The organism is Lacipirellulaceae bacterium, assembly GCA_040218535.1.
In the GTDB taxonomy this organism is placed as follows: Bacteria; Planctomycetota; Planctomycetia; order Pirellulales; family Lacipirellulaceae; genus Adhaeretor.
The window spans coordinates 300,468-317,226 of sequence record JAVJRG010000008.1; the positions used below are offsets into that span (position 1 = coordinate 300,468).

General features: G+C 56.1%; 15 protein-coding genes. 8 read left to right on the forward strand and 7 right to left on the reverse strand.

Annotation, left to right across the window (positions count from 1 at the left end; translation table 11 throughout):
• Positions 1-360: 360 nt before the first annotated feature.
• Entirely contained in the window at positions 361-804 is a 444-nt protein-coding gene (locus RIB44_10685) for a hypothetical protein (GenBank protein MEQ8617049.1), read from the reverse strand.
• A gap of 278 nt (positions 805-1,082) precedes the next feature.
• Between RIB44_10685 and RIB44_10690 the strand changes: the two genes are divergently transcribed.
• From RIB44_10690 to RIB44_10705, 4 genes are all read left to right on the forward strand, one after another.
• Positions 1,083-1,997 carry a tetratricopeptide repeat protein gene (locus RIB44_10690; protein MEQ8617050.1) on the forward strand — a complete coding sequence of 305 codons (915 nt, stop codon included), beginning with the start codon at positions 1,083-1,085 and terminating at the stop codon, positions 1,995-1,997.
• Positions 1,998-2,167: 170 nt separating this feature from the next.
• Positions 2,168-2,410, forward strand: a complete 243-nt coding sequence (locus tag RIB44_10695; protein MEQ8617051.1) for a hypothetical protein — start codon at positions 2,168-2,170, stop codon at positions 2,408-2,410.
• A 236-nt stretch (positions 2,411-2,646) separates the two neighbouring features.
• Positions 2,647-2,901: a transposase gene (locus tag RIB44_10700; protein MEQ8617052.1), complete on the forward strand. Its 255-nt coding sequence runs from the start codon at positions 2,647-2,649 to the stop codon at positions 2,899-2,901.
• A gap of 29 nt (positions 2,902-2,930) precedes the next feature.
• Positions 2,931-3,101, forward strand: a complete 171-nt coding sequence (locus tag RIB44_10705; GenBank protein MEQ8617053.1) for a hypothetical protein — start codon at positions 2,931-2,933, stop codon at positions 3,099-3,101.
• A gap of 542 nt (positions 3,102-3,643) precedes the next feature.
• Here RIB44_10705 and RIB44_10710 read toward each other — a convergent pair.
• From RIB44_10710 to RIB44_10720, 3 genes are all read right to left on the reverse strand, one after another.
• Complete coding sequence (locus tag RIB44_10710; protein ID MEQ8617054.1) at positions 3,644-4,618, reverse strand: CNNM domain-containing protein; 975 nt, start codon at positions 4,616-4,618, stop codon at positions 3,644-3,646.
• Positions 4,615-5,880, reverse strand: a complete 1,266-nt coding sequence (locus RIB44_10715; protein ID MEQ8617055.1) for a CNNM domain-containing protein — start codon at positions 5,878-5,880, stop codon at positions 4,615-4,617. Before RIB44_10715 ends, RIB44_10710 begins: the two co-directional genes overlap by 4 nt.
• Before the next feature lie 216 nt (positions 5,881-6,096).
• On the reverse strand, positions 6,097-7,872 hold the full coding sequence (locus tag RIB44_10720; GenBank protein MEQ8617056.1) for a hypothetical protein: 1,776 nt from the start codon (positions 7,870-7,872) through the stop codon (positions 6,097-6,099).
• Between the two features lie 382 nt (positions 7,873-8,254).
• Between RIB44_10720 and RIB44_10725 the strand changes: the two genes are divergently transcribed.
• Positions 8,255-9,631 (forward strand): tetratricopeptide repeat protein, encoded by a 1,377-nt coding sequence (locus RIB44_10725; GenBank protein MEQ8617057.1) that lies wholly within the window; start codon positions 8,255-8,257, stop codon positions 9,629-9,631.
• Between the two features lie 594 nt (positions 9,632-10,225).
• Here the strand turns inward: RIB44_10725 and RIB44_10730 are convergent.
• A complete protein-coding gene (locus RIB44_10730) occupies positions 10,226-11,050 on the reverse strand; it encodes a hypothetical protein (protein MEQ8617058.1) in 825 nt (274 codons plus the stop codon).
• A gap of 247 nt (positions 11,051-11,297) precedes the next feature.
• Between RIB44_10730 and RIB44_10735 the strand changes: the two genes are divergently transcribed.
• Entirely contained in the window at positions 11,298-12,242 is a 945-nt protein-coding gene (locus RIB44_10735) for a hypothetical protein (GenBank protein MEQ8617059.1), read from the forward strand.
• Between the two features lie 47 nt (positions 12,243-12,289).
• Here RIB44_10735 and RIB44_10740 read toward each other — a convergent pair whose 3' ends face one another.
• A complete protein-coding gene (locus RIB44_10740; GenBank protein MEQ8617060.1) occupies positions 12,290-14,026 on the reverse strand; it encodes a DEAD/DEAH box helicase in 1,737 nt (578 codons plus the stop codon).
• Between the two features lie 6 nt (positions 14,027-14,032).
• The gene (locus tag RIB44_10745; GenBank protein ID MEQ8617061.1) at positions 14,033-14,650 is read right to left on the reverse strand and encodes a hypothetical protein; all 618 of its coding nucleotides are present in this window, start codon (positions 14,648-14,650) and stop codon (positions 14,033-14,035) included.
• A gap of 366 nt (positions 14,651-15,016) precedes the next feature.
• Between RIB44_10745 and RIB44_10750 the strand changes: the two genes are divergently transcribed.
• Together RIB44_10750 and RIB44_10755 are read left to right on the forward strand one after the other, a co-directional pair.
• A complete protein-coding gene (locus RIB44_10750) occupies positions 15,017-15,472 on the forward strand; it encodes a hypothetical protein (protein ID MEQ8617062.1) in 456 nt (151 codons plus the stop codon).
• 157 nt (positions 15,473-15,629) lie between these two features.
• Positions 15,630-16,745, forward strand: coding sequence for a hypothetical protein (locus RIB44_10755; GenBank protein MEQ8617063.1), 1,116 nt, complete (start codon positions 15,630-15,632; stop codon positions 16,743-16,745).
• Positions 16,746-16,759 lie beyond the last annotated feature (14 nt).

Below are 16,759 nucleotides of genomic sequence, written 5' to 3' on the forward strand. Positions count from 1 at the left end.
CCGTGGTGGGATTCGTGAACGCCATACGCCGGCGTGCTGTGCGAGCGTGAAGGCACGCCTGGGTCTCTCAGCCAGGGGTCGCTCAGTTAAAGAGCGACTAGCGCGGGGGCGAAAAGTGCGTCTGGCGTGAGTAGCGTACCACTCGGTCGGAATGAGTTAACGCACGCGGCGTGCCAAAACTAAGTTGTTCACGTTTCAGGCACGAATAGAAGGTAACAACGCCGAAAGTTACGTGGCGGCTCGTTGCTAGCTTGGAAAGAATGGGCGTGGCCGGTTTGTAGAAGTTACAAAATCAGATAATGACCGATGACCAAATCCAAATGCCCAAAAAGACTTGATGGGTCGCTTGCGATTGGTCATTTAGGCTTGGTCATTGGTCACTCTGTTTCGAAACAGACTCGTCAGCATCGCCTGAAACACCGGCTCGGTCCGTGCCATCTCGCGATCTTCTGCCTGACAGATCAACAAGTAAACGGCTTCAGGCGTTTGGAAGCCTCGTAGGCGGCAGGTGTTGGTGAAGTCGAGGCAGTAGAAGTTCACTTCGTAGCCGGTAAGGGTGATGCCGTCAAAGGTTTCCGGTTCTGCCGGGTGGGCTTCGATTTCCTTGTATTCTGCCCTAAGGGCCGCCATTGCCTCGTCAAACAGCGATTCCAATTCGGTGCCAGACGGGTGGCGAGAGATCTGCCAGAAGGCGGTCTCCGGGCTGGCGACGACGGCGATCGAGTCCCCCTCAGCAGGCTCATCGAATTGCCAGTTGTCTGGGTAGTCGAAGGTAAGGCCAAGAGTTTCGCAGGTGGCAGGCATGGATTTGTAGTGGGCAGTTGTGACGGGTAATTGTTCAACTGCTCAGTGTATCACAGTGCTTTGTGATGTTGATAGCACCGATGTTTAACTGCGTGTGCTTGCACGGCGCTGGCAGGGGGCGTCGCAAACAATCGCGGTGCAAGCACACGCGGCGAAACGGAGGTGCGAGCTTCTTGCTAGCACCAACAATGCTACTGCTCGAACCGCAGGAGATTGCTACTGTTCCAACGCTTCTCTCGACGCCCAAGTCTTGATGACTCCGTGCCGAAGTATCTTTCATGGCTTTTACTTCCCACAAGACGAACCGCCTGCTGATAGCAAGCTTACTGCTAGTCGTTTGTGCGACCAGCGGTTGTGCTTCGTTGCGGAAGTACAAGGTGGTGCCGGATTCGGTCGCGAAGTGCCGTCGGTTGTCGCGTGAAGGGGTGACGGCGATGGAGCGTGGCCAGTGTGAGCAAGCCCGTACCTTGCTCGACAAAGCCGTTGAGGTAAGCCCGACCGACATTGACGCACGGCGTCAGTTGGCCGAAGTGTTGTGGAACGAAGGCGCTTATCGTGAAGCCGCCGACCAAATGGAAGCCGCGGTGCGACTCGACCCAGAACACGGCCCGACGCTTGTTCGCGCCGGGGAAATGCTCCTGGCCGCCGGTTCGCCTGGTCGCGCTTTGGAACGTGCGACGGAAGCGATTTCGTTGGATCCGACATTGGCCGGCGCGTGGGCGTTACGCGGACGCGTTCATCGACGCTTGGAAAACCCCAAGCAGGCACTCGCTGATATGCAACACGCCCTCCGATACGGACCGCATGCAACCGACGTACTGCTGGATGTCTCGGAGCTGCAGTACGAACTGGGTCGCTCGCATCGCGCGCTGACCACGTTGCATCATGTTCTCGATTCCTATGCCGTGGGTGAAGAGCCCCGTCGCGCTTTGTGGCTCGAGGGACTGGCTTACACGGCTGTGGAGCGGCACGCGGACGCGATCACCAGTTTGCAGGCGGCACACCAACGTGGCGAGCCGAACGCCGATTTGTTGTTGCAATTGGCGAAGGCGCAAGCCTCAGCGGGCCGTCCCACCGACGCCGCACAGACGGCTCAGTTGGCTCTGGCGACCGACGGCGGTCACGAGGCGAGTCGGGTGTTCTTGGCGCAGCTTCAAGTAACCGGAAGCCCTGACGGAACGATCCTGCGGTGACGTGATCAGACGAGCCCGTCATAACCGGCACAGCCTGTATTCCTAAACAAAGTCATGCGACTATGCCGCGTTGGTCGAATTCGTGAGCTATGTTTCCGATGGAGTGCCTATCGCTCCTCCCACCCCCTCAAGCCTTCCTGCTCGAGTGAATTCTAAATAGGAGAATCCCCATGCCAGCTACGCTTACTCCGTTTGTTGATCGCCGTAATGCCGGTGCTACGAATCCTGATGCTGGGGCTTCTCCAACGGGTCGCGAACGCCGCCAGTTCACCAACAGCCACGACGATCTTTCGCCCGAAGCAAGCGAGTTGGCCGCCGCTATCGACAATTACAAACTGCAACATCGTCGCCGTTTCATCAACTTCGAAGAGATGCTCTCGGTGATGAAGTCGATCGGCTACAGCAAGAATTAGTTCTTAAGAAAACAGAATCGCCACGGCCTGATGCTGAGCCCGTGGCGCAAGCCCAAGGGAGAACCCACGGCTTGCGCCGCGGGCTTTTTTATTGGGGAGCTGGAGTAATTTGCGAACTTACTACGGCGAAGCCGTTACGCCCTATAGCCCAGGGTTGAAGCGGCGCCAGCCGCGACTACCCTGGGTGCTAGATCGCCCACACCAAAATCATCTACGCCGAAGGCGTTACGCCTACCATGCCGCAATCCCTCGCCAACGTCGCCATGCATTTGGTCTTCTCCACCAAAGACCGCCAATCATTCCTGGCCGACGATCAAATCCGCGAGGAAATGCACCGACAATTGGGCGGAGCTTCGAAAACTCTTTCTTGTTCGCCGATGATCGTCGGTGGCGTCGAGGACCATGTCCACTTGCTAGCACGGCTCGATCGCACGATCACAATTGCCGAGTGGGTGAAGGAGTTAAAACGTGTGACGTCACTGTGGATCTAACAAAGCTATCCACAGTACACAGATTTCCAATGGCAATCTGGCTAGGCGCGTTCTCGGTAAGCCAGTCAGAAACCCCACGCGTGAAACGATACATCGAGAACCAAGAGGAGCATCACCTTGAGCGCGATTTCAAAACCGAATTTCGTTTGTTGCTTGAGCGTCATGAGGTGCCGTATGATGAACGCTACGTTTGGGACTGACGTAACGCCGTTGGCGTATGATTCACCATGGGTTGTTTTCCCAGGGTAGCCCCGGCTGGCGCCGGGACAACCCTGGGCTGAAAGACGCAACGGCTTCGCCGTATTCAGAGAGGCTGCACGTGCCCCAGGATGCGTTACGCGATCCTGGGCCTAGGGGGTGGAATCGCTTAGCGATAGGGTGCGAGGGAATTACAAATCTCAGGCACCACATCAGAATTTCCCCAAGAGCTTCAGAATTGCCCATGTGCCGACACCCACAACAACGAATGGAAGTTGCAAACCATGGGCTATGTCGATGTACTTATTCAGTCGGCGCGAGAGAAAACGGTGGCACAACGGGCGAATAGTCACGGCCGAAAAGGAAAGATAAAGCCCTGTAACCCAGCCGTGCATGATCAAAACCTCCAAGGCAAGGTGAAGGTTTTTTACCCGAGGCGCAGTCGAGAGCACCGCCAACGTCAAGAGCATACAGAATATGGATGTGGTTATCGTTGCGACTGCAAGCTTCTTGCGATTTAGTAACTCCTCTGGCTCGTTCAACCTCAAACCCCTTCCTCAGCCCGAAATAGCGCCATCCGCAGTTCGCGCCCGGTGACAAATCCAACCGTCGTCCCATCATCATCAACAACATGCCCCAGGACATCTTCTTCCTGGCTGAACTTGTGCATCGCCGAGAGGTACGTTTCGTCGGCTTCCAGCTGAAGCATCGGCAGCGGCTCGGGGAGGCGGGCGTCTTCAGAGACGAAAAGGTCGGCCACGCGGATGTAGCCCACCAGCTTGCGCTTGGGATTCACCTCTTCAACCGGCAGCAGCGTACGGCGGTGGCGTTGGGCGAGGCGGAGGGCATCGCTCTTTTTCATGTCGGTGGTCAAGCGAACGCTACGCGTGGCGGCGGTGGCGAAGCTGGAGATCGGTCGCGCGGCGACGCCGAGCATTGATTGAGCGAGTGTTCGTTGCACGGGACGCAAGAGGCCCGCCTCGTGACCCTCTTCAACGAGCTGGCTGATCTCGCGGCGGGCGAGACGCAGCGAGAGTTCTTGCGGCGTTGCTTTGGAAAAGAACTTCAGAACCTGGCTGAGCGCCCACAGCAGAATGGTGGCCGGCAAGAAAATGATGCAGCAGGCCACGAGTGCCGGTGCGCAACGTCTGAGCAAGCGATTGGGGGCATCGTAGAATAAGTTCTTGGGCATCAATTCGCCAAGAACGAAGATCACCGGGGCGATCACAATTGGGGCGAGCAAGTCAGTAAGCGTTCCGCCGCCAGGGATCAATCGTTGCGTTCCCATCACCACGGCCAGCGACGTGAGGTAATTGGCCAAGTTGTTGCCGACTAGAGCGGTAGCGATGAACAGCGACGGCTGATTGGCAAGCCAGAGCATCACCTTCGAGGCCCAATCGCCGGCCAGGCCATCAATGACCAAACGTAAACGCGTCATGCGGTAGAAACCGGTCTCGGTGCCGCTGAAGAAGGCACTAAGCATCAAGCCGATCGTAAAAAGGACCAGGGCGACGATCACGGCAGCACTCCTCCATCAGGAGCAAGCCAAAGTTCGGCCGTCAGTGGGACGTGATCTTCGGCGGCGATCACTTTGAAAGCGAAGGGCCCCCACACAACTTCGTCACCCTCTTCCGGCAAGCGTTGCAATTGTTCTTGCAAGACACCCGCCACGGTGACGCTCTTTACCGCAGGAAGTTCGACGCTAAAGTGCCGCGACAGACGGCGCAGACTTGTAATCCCGGTCACCTGCCAGAGCACGTCACTGATCGGATGAATTGAGGAGGTCGCCATCAGCCGTGCGCTGCGGCTGGAGTCGCTTTGAAAGATCGTTTCGAGAATGTCTTCCAAGGTGACAATGCCAATCGTCTCGCCATTCTCGTTGATGATGGCGGCAACCTCGCGCTGCTGATGTTCAAGCTGTTCCAGCACCGAAGCGACGTTCGTACACCACGGAACGTAAACCACCGGTCGCGCGAATTCTTCGAGGTGCCGCTTGGGGATGTTCGGCAAGTGCTTCAGCGGAATGGCGGCGGCGATTTCATCGGAGTCATACTCAGTCACTAACAAGTAACCGCTCCGCGTCAGCTTGCCGCCAAGTTGTTCGAGGTGAACCGGCGGGCTAAACGACTGGTACTGTTTGCGAGGCCGCATCAGTTCTTCGGCCGTGAGTGTGGAGAGCAGGACGATGTTTTCCAGCGCGGATTGTTCCTGGGCGGCGAGGTCTTCATCCTGCGTGCTGAGGGTGATCGCCCGTTCGAGGTCGTTGATTTCGAGGTAAGACTCGCGCTGGAACGAGGGGAAGATCAAACGAAATAGCGTCCGGTTGATTCCGCTGAATAGGGGCATCACGGGGTCGAGAACGCGGACTGCCGTGGCGAGAGGAACGCTCAGAAGCTTGGAGATTCCCACGGCGTGCTGCACCCCAAACGTCTTGGGGAGCATTTCACTGCAAACGATCAAGCCGAGGAGCGAGGCAATCGCAACGGCGGCTCCTTCAGCGGTGCGACTTTGTTTGTCGAGTTGGATCCCCACCACCGACGCAAGCGCGAAGTAGACGATGTTGATGATCAGGTTCCAAAACAGAATGGCCGTCAACAGTCGGTCGGGCTTGGCGAGCAAATCAATCGCCAATCGCCCTGCCCCGCCACTCTTGCCGAGACGGCGACGGTCGTCGGCTTGTAAGGAGAAGAGCGCGGCTTCGCTACAGGAAAAGAACGCGGAACTTGCCGCCAAGAGCGCCATGGCAAGAAAGAACGGAGCAAAGTCGCTCAGCACGGCCACGGGGTTCAAGCCTTTGTTGGAGTTTGGCGGTTAGTTTTGGCCACGGATTTCACGGATGATTTTCACATTTTCGTTTCATCAATCGTAACCCGAAGCGTAAGCGAGGGAGAACGCCGGTTGAGGCTCTCCCTCGCTTACGCTTCGGGTTATGATTTCGACCACATCCGTGTCATCCGTGAAATCCGTGGCCCAATATAAACGTTGCTAGATTGATTGCTACAAGTCCTGTGAGGTAGTCCGTCCCGTGGCGACGTCGAATTCGTGGATCGCGGGGATGAGCATTGCCGCGGTTGCGAAGCCATAAGTTGTGAGGGTTACCAACATGGCGGCGCCGAAGTTCGCTTGCAGGAAGCTGGTCATCACAAAGAAGGTCGCGAAGGGTGCCGTGAGGCACGCGATGGCTAGGGCCTTCGATTCGTTGCGATAGGCCAGCGTCGAGTAGAGTCCCACCGCCCCGCCGAACATGAAAGCCATGAAGGCGACGAACTGCGAGCCGAACGATGTTTGGAACGCGAGCATCATCCGCATGCAGACGGCAATGCCCATGAGTAAGAAGAGCACCGTGCCAAGGCTCGCTCCAACGGCGGTGCGTGAGTTCGGATAGCTCATCCCCAGATGCACGCCGAGCATGGCTGTAAACATCGTCAGGGTCGCGAGTCCTGCCATGAGGAATAGCAGATTCTCCGTGCCCAGCCGGCCTGTGTACCAGAGGACGAAACACAACAGCGCGGGAAGTAGGATCATTTCCTTCGCGTTGAAGAAGATACCAACCAGTTTTCCGAAGATGATTTCTTTCGGCGAAAGATCGGTGACGAGCAACAAGTCGAGCGCTTTCAAATCGCGCTCGTTGGTGATCGAAGTGACGGCCAGCGCGTTCACCAGTAGCAAGCCAAGCACCATCAGAGGGGCGAGTGGGCGGGCTTCAATCGGGAAATTGCCGCTGGTGCGTCCGTCCTCGCCAAGAATTGTCCACAGCCCTGCCGCGCACAGTGCGAAGACAATCAAGTAGGCGACGCGCACAAGGATGATCTTCTTGCCGTAGGCCCAGGTGCAGATTTCCCGCCAGAGGATCGGGTTATCCCAGACTTCGCGTGTTTTGTTCGAGTAGGCATGGACATCGACGCCCTCAGCCACTTCGGTCCGTTCTTCAGTAGTGCGTGGACGAGCTTCTTGCGAAGGGTTCCAAACACGCACTCTAGCGATGGCGATGAGGTTGAGAGTCAGGGCGAGTGCCGTTCCGAATAGCAAAAACAGATTCACGCCATCGGTGAGAAACGTCTCTGACAGACTCTCCCCGAGAAGTGGTTCTTGGATCGGTTGCACTGCCGCCAAGACGGCGCGCATAGGACTGAAGCCGGCTGCCAGTTGCTCTGCTGCTATGCCTCGCAAACTGGTTCCGAAAACACCACTGGCGATTGCTTCGCCCAACAGTAGCCACAGGCCAAGTACGAGCGCCGTCATCGCTAGTGTTTGAAATGTTTTCTCTCGCCACAGAGCAAGCATCGAACCGAGGCTGCCTCCGGCGACGGCTGCCACGAAGGTCACGGCAACGACTCGCACGACTTGGGTCATGCTCACACCGCCCAGGAGGGTAAGCAACATCAGTAGGGGCAAGCTGGAAAGCACGAGCATGAGAACGCCCAGCATGCTGGCCAACAAACGGCCAAGGACCAGCTCGGAGTTGGTCATGCTGGTCATCAACAGCAAGTCGAGCGTGCGGCGGTCTTTTTCTTGGGCGACCGCGGCGGCGGTTAGTAGCGCCGAAAAGGCAAGCGAAAGCGACAATTGCACCGGGGCGATCAGCGAGAAGACCGTGGCACCGAAGCGGGAAAGGTCCCCAAGTCCGCGGACCGGTTGCGAGCCGGAGAGGATCAGCCAGGCCGTGATCGCCAGACTGAATAACGCGGCGACATAGAGAGCCCGCAGCCCGTAGAGCCGCCAATTGCGGGGGGTCGTCGCGACTTCACGAGCGAAAGTGGGTCCGACGAGCAACGCGATTGAACTCCAGGGGAAGGTGAATCGGGCCCATCTAAGAGCATGACCCGAAGAGAACTTCACTATAAACTGACGGTCCGAGAGCGTCGACTGGGCACCAACTAACTTTCATGATCGTCACAGACCAACCTCAAGGGCGTCTGACAGTAGTCTTCTTTTTCCTGCTAGAGAACCAGGTAAGTGTACTCTGCTCGAAAAGTCGGATAGGATGAAGTCCTGTGGCTCGCGGCTTTTTGAACAATGCACCGCGAAGGTCCGTACGAGACCATTAGGTGCTGAGAGGCCGAGTTCACTTCCTAGTCTTCACCAAAGCACGTTCGTTTCACACGGTTGCCCGTAGGCGGCCTGTTGAACAACGCGAACATCCCCGAGGTTATCGATGCTCCAAGAGATCATGCTCGTCCCATCACGTACGGTTCGAAAGCTTTTCGGATCACTCATTCTCTGCCTGTTGGCTGCTTACTCAAGTACGACGGCCCAGGCCCAATTGACAACCGAGAATCTGATCGGTGATGCCGTTTCGCTTTCGAATCGTTCCTATCCGGAAGTCGAAGACGCGATCCAGCGCTTTCGCAATAAAGATGTCGAAGCGGCTCAGGCATTTCTTGAGCGAGCCAAAGAAAAGTATCCCAAGCTGCCGCCAACCAATGTGACCATGGCCAAGATGTTTATCGTTGGTCGCAATGGGAAAGCCGCACGGCTTCTGTTGGAGAAGGCAACCGTCGAAAGCCCGAATGATCCCGAAGCGTATTTGTTGTTAGCGGACGATGCGTTTACTTCGGGGAGAACCACCGAAGCGGCCGTGTTGTTTGAAAAAGCTGGTGAGTTAAACGAAGCGTTTGATGAAAACGCGAAGCGCAAAGGGAAATTTGAAGTCCGGGTGATTGCTGGTAAGGCGGGGGTCGCTGAACGTCGACAGCAATGGGAGACGGCCGAAAAACTTCTTCGACAATGGATCGAGATGGACCCCGACAGTGCTCCTGGTCATCAACGTCTGGGAGTCACACTCTACCGTCTGGATAAGTTCGATGAGGCACGCTCTGAATTCAAAGAAGCACGCGAGTTGCGAGACGATTTTAACCACCCCGAGATCGTCATGGGCCGTCTGTTCGCTCGCGACGACAAGGACAAGGAAGCAAAACAAGCCTACGAAAAGGCCTACGCGGCTGATGGTGACAATGAAGACACCGGGCGTGCCTACGCTGAGTACCTTCTCAAGGAAAACAACCTCGATGAAGCGACCAAGGTTTCCGCCAAGCTCGTCAAGCAAAACCCTGAATCGATTCCAGCTCTTCTGCTGGATAGTGTGATTGCGAAGTTGAAAGGGAGTAGCGACCTGGCGAAGAAGAACCTGACGAAGATTCTCGACATCGATCCGTCGAACGCTGACGCCACGAATCTACTGGCGATTATTCTTGTTGATAGCGAGAAACAGTCCGACAAGGACAAAGCACTGAGCTACGCCCAAGTGAATGCCCAGCGATTCGCCAAGAGCCCCCAAGCACGCGTGACGTATTCCTGGGTGCTTCATAAACTAGGCAAAAGCCGCGAAGCACAAGCGTCGCTCAAGGACATTTCTGGAAGCAACCTCACGTCCGATTCAGGCTACTTGGTTTCGCAAATGATCGCCGACTTAGGCCAGAAGGAACAAGCTCGCAAGATGCTTGCGCAAGTGCTGAAGCGTTCCGAAACGATGCTGTTGTTCGAGGCGAAAGCGCGCGATCTGCTGGCGAAGCTTGAGGCTGAGGAGAAGTAGCGTCTCTTTGCGTTTGACCCGAGAGCTGACGCTTCTCGGCTCTTGGGGACGTGACGCTTCTTGGCTCGATTACGTGAGCGCATAAAAAGGTCGTAGCAAGTCGATCCGTCGTCTTGCTACGACCTTTATCCTGAAGCGAAACACAACTTTTGTGTTTCGCCCTCCCGTTTGCTTTGTACTAGGAGTATCGGGCGGAAGGTGTGCATCGCTCCAGTCGGTTTTTAGGATAAAAAGCTTTCAGCTCTCAGCCGTCAGCTATCAGCCTATGGTCCAGTCATTATCAGGGCGACTAATCGGATTAAGAAAAGCATGCGGGGATGGCTCTGCTAAGCAGGAATGCCCCTCAATTGCTGATAGCTGACGGCTGAAAGCTGATGGCTATAAAAACGAAGCAGGCAGGTGTCACGGGGGACACCTGCCTGCTTCCACATTCGGCCCCATGGCTCGAGAAACACCTCACTCCCCAGTAAGCGTTCTCGGCACGAAGCCCTTGGATTGTTGGTTTGGTTTTCTTGATTGGCTAAACTTTGACGATGGGGCAGTGCCCGCGGGCTGACGCCCGATGTATCGGGACGGCTCTTTTCGATTGGCAGCTCAGAACGTGTTTGGATTGTCTTTCGAAATCTTGTCGAGCTGTTGTTGCTGTTGCTGTCGCCACTCGCTGAAAGACGGTACCAGACTTTGCCCTGTTGTGCCGCGAGGGACTACTGGAACAGGAAGCTGTAGATTCTCTTGGCGTGGTTGTGGTCTTGGAGGGGCTAGTTGGTCGCCCTCAAGGACGGATCCCGTTCCGATACTGCCAAGCGAAGCGAGTTCGATAGGCTCGACATTCGGCAGGTAGTGGCGGGACTTATGGGCGGGCACGGAGCAATGTGTTTCAGCGATGAAATCGGGGGCAGCTTGGTGGGCTAGTCCCTTGGTGCAGCCACCGAGACTGCCCAAGCAGCAGAAGCCCCCTGTGCAGGATCCATCTTTGCAGGAGCCGTGCTTGCGTGCGTGCCAGCGGTGGCAAGGTGGCATGCAGCAATCGGCGTAGGAGTTCCGCCAGGGGCCGTGATAACAGGCCAACGGCGTGCAGCCGCAGTGGGACTTGTACACGTGGTCTCGCCAGCGGTAGCGGCACGCACCGTAAGTGGTGCAGTAGGCCTTTCCACAGGCACTCTTGTAGATGGGGTGGGCAAAACGGCAAGCGGGCGAAGTCGTGTGGCCGTGTTTGCAGGCACTGAACAGCCCGTAGCGGGCCGAATCGCAATAGCGAGGTACGAAGAAATCCTGGTTCTGGTTCCAAACACAACCGCCGTCGGCTGTCGGGACGGTTGCCCCGAAAGTCTGACGAAACAGTCGTGCCTGCGCCTGAGCGGCGAGCAGCGTGAGAATCGTCAACGCCAGAAGGACGCGGGCAAAGTGGCTGAATTTCATTCGATTGAACTCGCTACATTGGGGAGTGGCGTGAAACCCAAAAGGGGCATCACAGGCGGGTAGCGTAGCTGGTACGCTAGGGGTCGGAGGAAGCGACCGCGAGGTGCTTGCTCCAACCCTGAAAGATTGGTCACGCCGGGGTGTTGAGCAAATGCCACACGCACGGTTTTCCCAGCGGGTTGCCTTTAGCTAGCCGTTACGACCGGACGGCATGAAGTCCCCAGGAGTCTAGCGAAGCAATCGAGTGATGAATGTGACGGTGGTGTCGAATATGCTGCTCTTGGGAGCACCAGCGCTTAATGAGATCGATCCCTTTCGGCTTTGCGCCGCTGGGATGGCCGGGGCGTTCATCCTGATAGGTCTCAGGCAGGTCTGGGAGACCACTCTGCGTGCACCGTTGCTCTGGAGCTTGCTGGCATGTTTTCTGTTAGCGTATGCTGAAGGGAACCTAACGACTTCAGGCGAGGAAACGCTGCAGCGAATCCCTACATACCGCTATTTCTACTACGTCTCGATCTTTTGCCCATTGATGGCTGTGCTGGGGGCGAAGCGCCCACAGAATCGCGGCTGGCAATGGATTGTACTATCGCTCTGGGTCACTTTGACCATCCCAGCTATTCAGTCGCTGCTGGACGATCCAACGGCACGGCTTGTACTTCCGGGAATGTGGAAAGGTTTCTTGTGGCTCTTGATAATGATGGGGCTTCTAAACTACTTGCCAACTCGCCATTGGCTGGCAGCGTTACCGTTTGCAATCGGGCAGGTATTCCTCTTTTGGGAGTACATATTCCCAGTGCGTCCTTCTTCCTTGGAGCTTTTGGGTGGTGAGAAACTGATTTCCTGGGGTTACTATCTGATGGCCGGCGCAGTTGGAATCGTGTGGTTGCAAAGCTTGACAAAGCGATCAGTAAACCTTGAGAAAGGTCAGCACGTCGAGCGACTTGTTCCGCAACTCGGACGCTGGCTGCGCTTCCGCGATGGTTGGGGAGCCTTCTGGACGGCGCGTTTAATGGCTCGTGTCAACCAAACGGCTGAATTACAGAAGTGGCCGATTCGCTTGTGGCCTTCGGGCTTCAAAGCGGTGGATGAGAGCGCAGACGTGGAAATCACTGAGGAGCTGGCGGCGTCGGTGGAGAAGACGCTCGACGCACTGTTGTGGCGGTTTGAGCGGGTGGACGAGCGTGACGGCTAAGCGGCGAGCCGCGGCTTGCCGCTTAGCCGCTGCGTCATTGACTAATTTTACGCAGCCTTTGGAAAGTTCAGTGGGAAGAGCCCGAAGATCTCGTCGCGTGACAAACCGTGCCGCCCTGCACGGCTTGGTGTTGAATCGTGCTCGTCGTTCAAAACTTGGGCGCTGAAGACTTGGGCGAACAGCTCCCGCTTTTCCTCAAGCACGGCATCAATGCGTTCTTCGATGGTGCCGGTCGCTAGGAACCTTGTTACCGTGACTGGGCCTGCGGCGCCAATGCGGTGGGCTCGGTTGATCGCTTGATCTTCCACGGCAGGGTTCCACCAACGGTCAAAGAGAAAAACATACTGCGAGAATTGCAGATTCAGGCCGACGCTGCCAGCGCCGTAGCTCATCAGCAGAACGCTACAGTCGGCATCATCGCGAAAGCGTTCGATAACCGCGTCACGCTTCTGGCTGGGAACCTTTCCGTGATATTCCAGTGGGCCAAACCGTTGAAGTTTCTCGGAGAGTTTCTCGATCGTCTTCACCCATTGGCTAAAGACGATCGCCTTGCGTCCGCTGGCGGCGCACTCTTCGAGATCGGCTTCGAGGCGATCAAGTTTTGTGCTAGCGCCGGATACAGGATCGAAGTTGCAGATTTGTTTGAGACGCAGGACCAACTCGAACACGTGCTGAATGGTGAGTTGGGCACCTAGGTCGTTGAGCCCTACGATGCCGTCCTCCTCGGCGGCTCGATAGGCTTCGTATTGCTCGGGTGACAAGGCGACTTTGGCATCGCGAACCAACTTGGGCGGAAGCTCTGTAAGAACTTGGTCCTTCGTGCGGCGGATAATGTGATCGCTCACGGCCGAGCGGACGGCATTGGTTTTCATCTGCGGACGTAGTCTGTCGGGCGAGACGAACTCGAAGATACCAACAAGGTCCTCGACGCTATTCTCGATGGGAGTTCCCGTGAGCGCCCAACTGCGTTTTCTGGGGATCGAACAGATGGCGTTATTCGTTGCCCCGTTGCGATTTTTGATGCGTTGCGACTCGTCGATGACCATCACATCGTAAGGCGCAGTCGTTGCGACAGATTCGGTAATGATCTGTCGATCACGGACGACAAGTTCGTAGTTCGCAAGAATCACTCCCGAAGAGACATTCTTCCACAGCCAGTGCCGTTGGTCAGTCTTGCCTTCGATCACCGTGACCGGCATCTCCGGGGCCCATTGGGCGAATTCGCGTCGCCAGTTGGTTACAAGCGGCTTAGGGCAAACGAGCAGCGTGCGTTGCATCAGTCCTTGGTGGGCGAGCAGTCGCAAGGCCACGACCGCCTGCATGGTTTTGCCAAGCCCCATCTCGTCGGCGAGGACCGCTTCGTGTCGCGGATACAGGTAAGCGATGCCGTCCAACTGGTAGGGAAACGGAGTGAAAGGAAACTCAAGCGAACGCGCCTCAAGAAGATTCTCCAACGGCGGTTGGAGCAGATAGCTGAGACGGTCCGACCATTTGACAACGTCACGCGGTGGGCGAATGTGTACAGGCTTTCTAGCTTTCTCTTGTTGTTCTCGACTATGTGGTCTCCGCGCTCGTTTTGCTGGAGCCATCGCTTCTTCCGCATCTTGCACGGCGAGTTGTCGAGCCATGTCAACACCGTCGGCGAACAGTTGGCCTTTTAACTTCACTCCCAGCGGTTCGATAGGGAGTGCAACGCACTCGATGGGCTGAAAATCCAGCGTAGTGGAAGTCGTTTTTACTTCTTTGAAGCGCAGCTCGTATTGGAAAGGGACAAGTGTGTGCACGATTGGTTAGGCAGCCGCCTGATTTCGATGTGTTTCGTTGTCGTCGACTTCTTCCTCAGCAGCTTGTTGGGCCTCGGCAAGGGCCGCCTCAATGCGTGAGAAGGGTTCGTTTAGCTCGACGTAACTTGAAAGACGATCGAGCAGTTCTCGAATGTTAGGCTCTAACTGAGTTTCCTCTGGAAATTGAACCTGACAATTGCCCCAAGTGTTGATGCTTGTAAGACTTGGTTGACGGCTAAGCGACAAGTCGCCTGTTTTCTCAATAAAGCGGTCCGCGTCGCTTGCGGCTTCGCCGTCAATCGGACTCACGACTCCCACTGGTAGGTCACAAAGCAGCGAGAGCCCCAGCATTTCGTTTTGGTTGGTAACCACCAATTCTGGACGTAGCTGGGCCTGCGAAATCAAAGGGTGTCCAAGAAGTTCGCATAGCAAATAGGGTCGCAAAGTTTTGCCGTAGAGGATTTCCTGAGCGCGGGTCGGCTTGACCGGGGTGGTACAGCGAAACTCCAGCGGACGACCCTGCAATGACAGCACCAAGTAGCCGCCGAAGAGTCCGTGCTGCGGACTCTCAACTGCTGTTAGGAAGCCGATAGCTGGCAAGGGTTTACCGTCGACGGTGGTCATGATTTTCAGTGGTGTCGATCAGAGAGGAGACGCTCAGAGCGAGCCCGGAGAACCGGCAGAATGAGTACCAGTTGGCCAAGTCGTCCCAGGTGTCATCGGGAGGCGGCTCAGGTGGACTTTAGTTCGGCAGAATCTTCCCAAATGGTTGCCCAAAGCTAGAAAAATCTTCAAGTTTGATTAAACTAACGAAATCGAAGGCATGAAAACGCTTGCTCTGAACATGCGGCGTTTGGACAGCTTTGCTAGCAGTCTTCGCGACCCAGCCAGAATCCATTCGCATTCAACCTATTCACATTCGCGGCGAAGCACTCTCCACATTGATGAGAACTTGCCTCGCGATGCATAGAGGAAGGAAAAGTAACCTCAATGTCTCAGGCCCAGCCCGCAATTTTCTCCCAAGTTGATGTCACCGCAACGGGTCTTCCTGCCCACCATGATGTGGAGGACCTTGATCAAACGGACCTCTTGCGAGAAGTGTTGGCTGCCCAGGATCGGACGAACGAGATCCTTGAGGAATTGGTTTCCGTGATGTCTACGCAACAGCGTCAGCGGAACCAAGAGTTGCACAATTGGAAGAAAGCGAACCCAGAGCTTTCACGCTCTTGTCACGAAGCAGCCGAAAGCCTCGGCAAGGTGCAGCGCGATTATCTGGAGACACTCACCGACGAGGTCAACTATTCTGCGGAAGAGATGATCGACGGTGAATTCTTCCTTAACGAATTCGTGGATCGCTTCGGCCCACGATTGGCACATCTGAATGGCGTCATCCAAGTGCTCGCCCAACTCGGTACCGAGGGAAAGACCCTCAACGGGCAGTCATAGTCTGTCTGTACCACCACGTTCCACGTGGTAGAGCCTTCTCCAAGACTAACCACGCGGAGTGTGGTGTTACTGTGGTGCGTTGTTTCTCGTCACCGCTTGCGGTAATCTACTAGCTTAGTAATTATCCGCCTTTCCCGAGTGATCCACCCCTTCGCCCATGACCTCTCTTGCCTCCGACGCGGCAATTGCCGCGGCGCGTGAGCAGCTTGATGCTCACACTGTCGAAACTGTTGCCTGGCACTTTCACGAGTCCACCGGATGCCCTTTCTGGCTTGAAAAGAAGAGTGAGCTAAACTTCGATCCGCTTACGGAGGTGAAATGCTACGACGACCTCAAAAAGTTCCCCACTTTTGAGGACGAATGGCTACGTGGCGGGCCGGTTCGTCGTTGGGTGCCGAAAGGTCTAGCCGACAAGCCGGTTTATGTATTCGAAACAGGTGGCACGACGGGCGTTCCCAAAAGTCGTATTGCGGTCGACGATTTTCGAACGGACTATTCGCTCTTCAGCGACACGCTACCGAATGAGTATTTCCCCAAGGGGGCGAACTGGTTGATGCTCGGTCCCAGCGGGCCGCGCCGACTGCGTTTGGCGGTCGAACATTTAGCGCAGCATCGCGAAGGAATCTGCTTCTGCATTGATCTCGATCCCCGTTGGGTGGTGAAGCTCATCAAGAAGGGGTGGATGGATCATCTGGAAGAATACAAAAAGCACTGCATCGATCAGGCGATCACCGTTCTTACTGCCGGCCACGACGTGAAGTGCATGTTTGGCACGCCGAAGCTAATCGAGTCGCTCTGTCTGGAACTAGAAGAACGTGGCACCAGCCTCGCGGAGCAAGGCATCACGGGGATCTTCTCAGGCGGCACGGAGTTCACACCGCAGTGGACGAAGTTCTGTGTTGAAGAACTCTTCGGCGGCCCGCCTGAGGAGAGCGGCATCTATATGACGCCCACCTACGGCAACACGCTGATGGGCTTGGCGTGCAGCGAGCCGGTCACAGCGGAGAACAAATACAAGATCACCTACCACGCCCCGCAGCCTCGAGCTGTTTTGGAAGTGGTCGACTTTGACAACACGGACGAACTGGTCGGTTACGGTGAAACGGGCCGTTCGAAACTGACGACACTCACGAAAGAGTTCTTCGTCCCTGGATTTCTGGAACGCGATGAAGGGGAGCGTGAGAAGCCTTACGAGAAGTACCCATGGGATGGGATCAGCGGAGTTCGGCCGTTCAGCCGGTTGGCCGGCGGGACAACTGTTGGGGTCTACTAATAACTCAATCATCA

Bases quoted from the DNA above. Each gene is read 5' to 3' on its own strand.
- RIB44_10730 (MEQ8617058.1), bottom strand. From the start codon at position 11,050: ATGAAATTCAGCCACTTTGCCCGCGTCCTTCTGGCGTTGACGATTCTC.
- RIB44_10745 (MEQ8617061.1), bottom strand. From the start codon at position 14,650: ATGACCACCGTCGACGGTAAACCCTTGCCAGCTATCGGCTTCCTAACA.
- RIB44_10700 (MEQ8617052.1), top strand. From the start codon at position 2,647: ATGCCGCAATCCCTCGCCAACGTCGCCATGCATTTGGTCTTCTCCACC.
- RIB44_10690 (MEQ8617050.1), top strand. From the start codon at position 1,083: ATGGCTTTTACTTCCCACAAGACGAACCGCCTGCTGATAGCAAGCTTA.
- RIB44_10750 (MEQ8617062.1), top strand. From the start codon at position 15,017: ATGTCTCAGGCCCAGCCCGCAATTTTCTCCCAAGTTGATGTCACCGCA.
- RIB44_10725 (MEQ8617057.1), top strand. From the start codon at position 8,255: ATGCTCCAAGAGATCATGCTCGTCCCATCACGTACGGTTCGAAAGCTT.
- RIB44_10735 (MEQ8617059.1), top strand. From the start codon at position 11,298: ATGAATGTGACGGTGGTGTCGAATATGCTGCTCTTGGGAGCACCAGCG.
- RIB44_10685 (MEQ8617049.1), bottom strand. From the start codon at position 804: ATGCCTGCCACCTGCGAAACTCTTGGCCTTACCTTCGACTACCCAGAC.
- RIB44_10705 (MEQ8617053.1), top strand. From the start codon at position 2,931: ATGGCAATCTGGCTAGGCGCGTTCTCGGTAAGCCAGTCAGAAACCCCA.
- RIB44_10695 (MEQ8617051.1), top strand. From the start codon at position 2,168: ATGCCAGCTACGCTTACTCCGTTTGTTGATCGCCGTAATGCCGGTGCT.
- RIB44_10755 (MEQ8617063.1), top strand. From the start codon at position 15,630: ATGACCTCTCTTGCCTCCGACGCGGCAATTGCCGCGGCGCGTGAGCAG.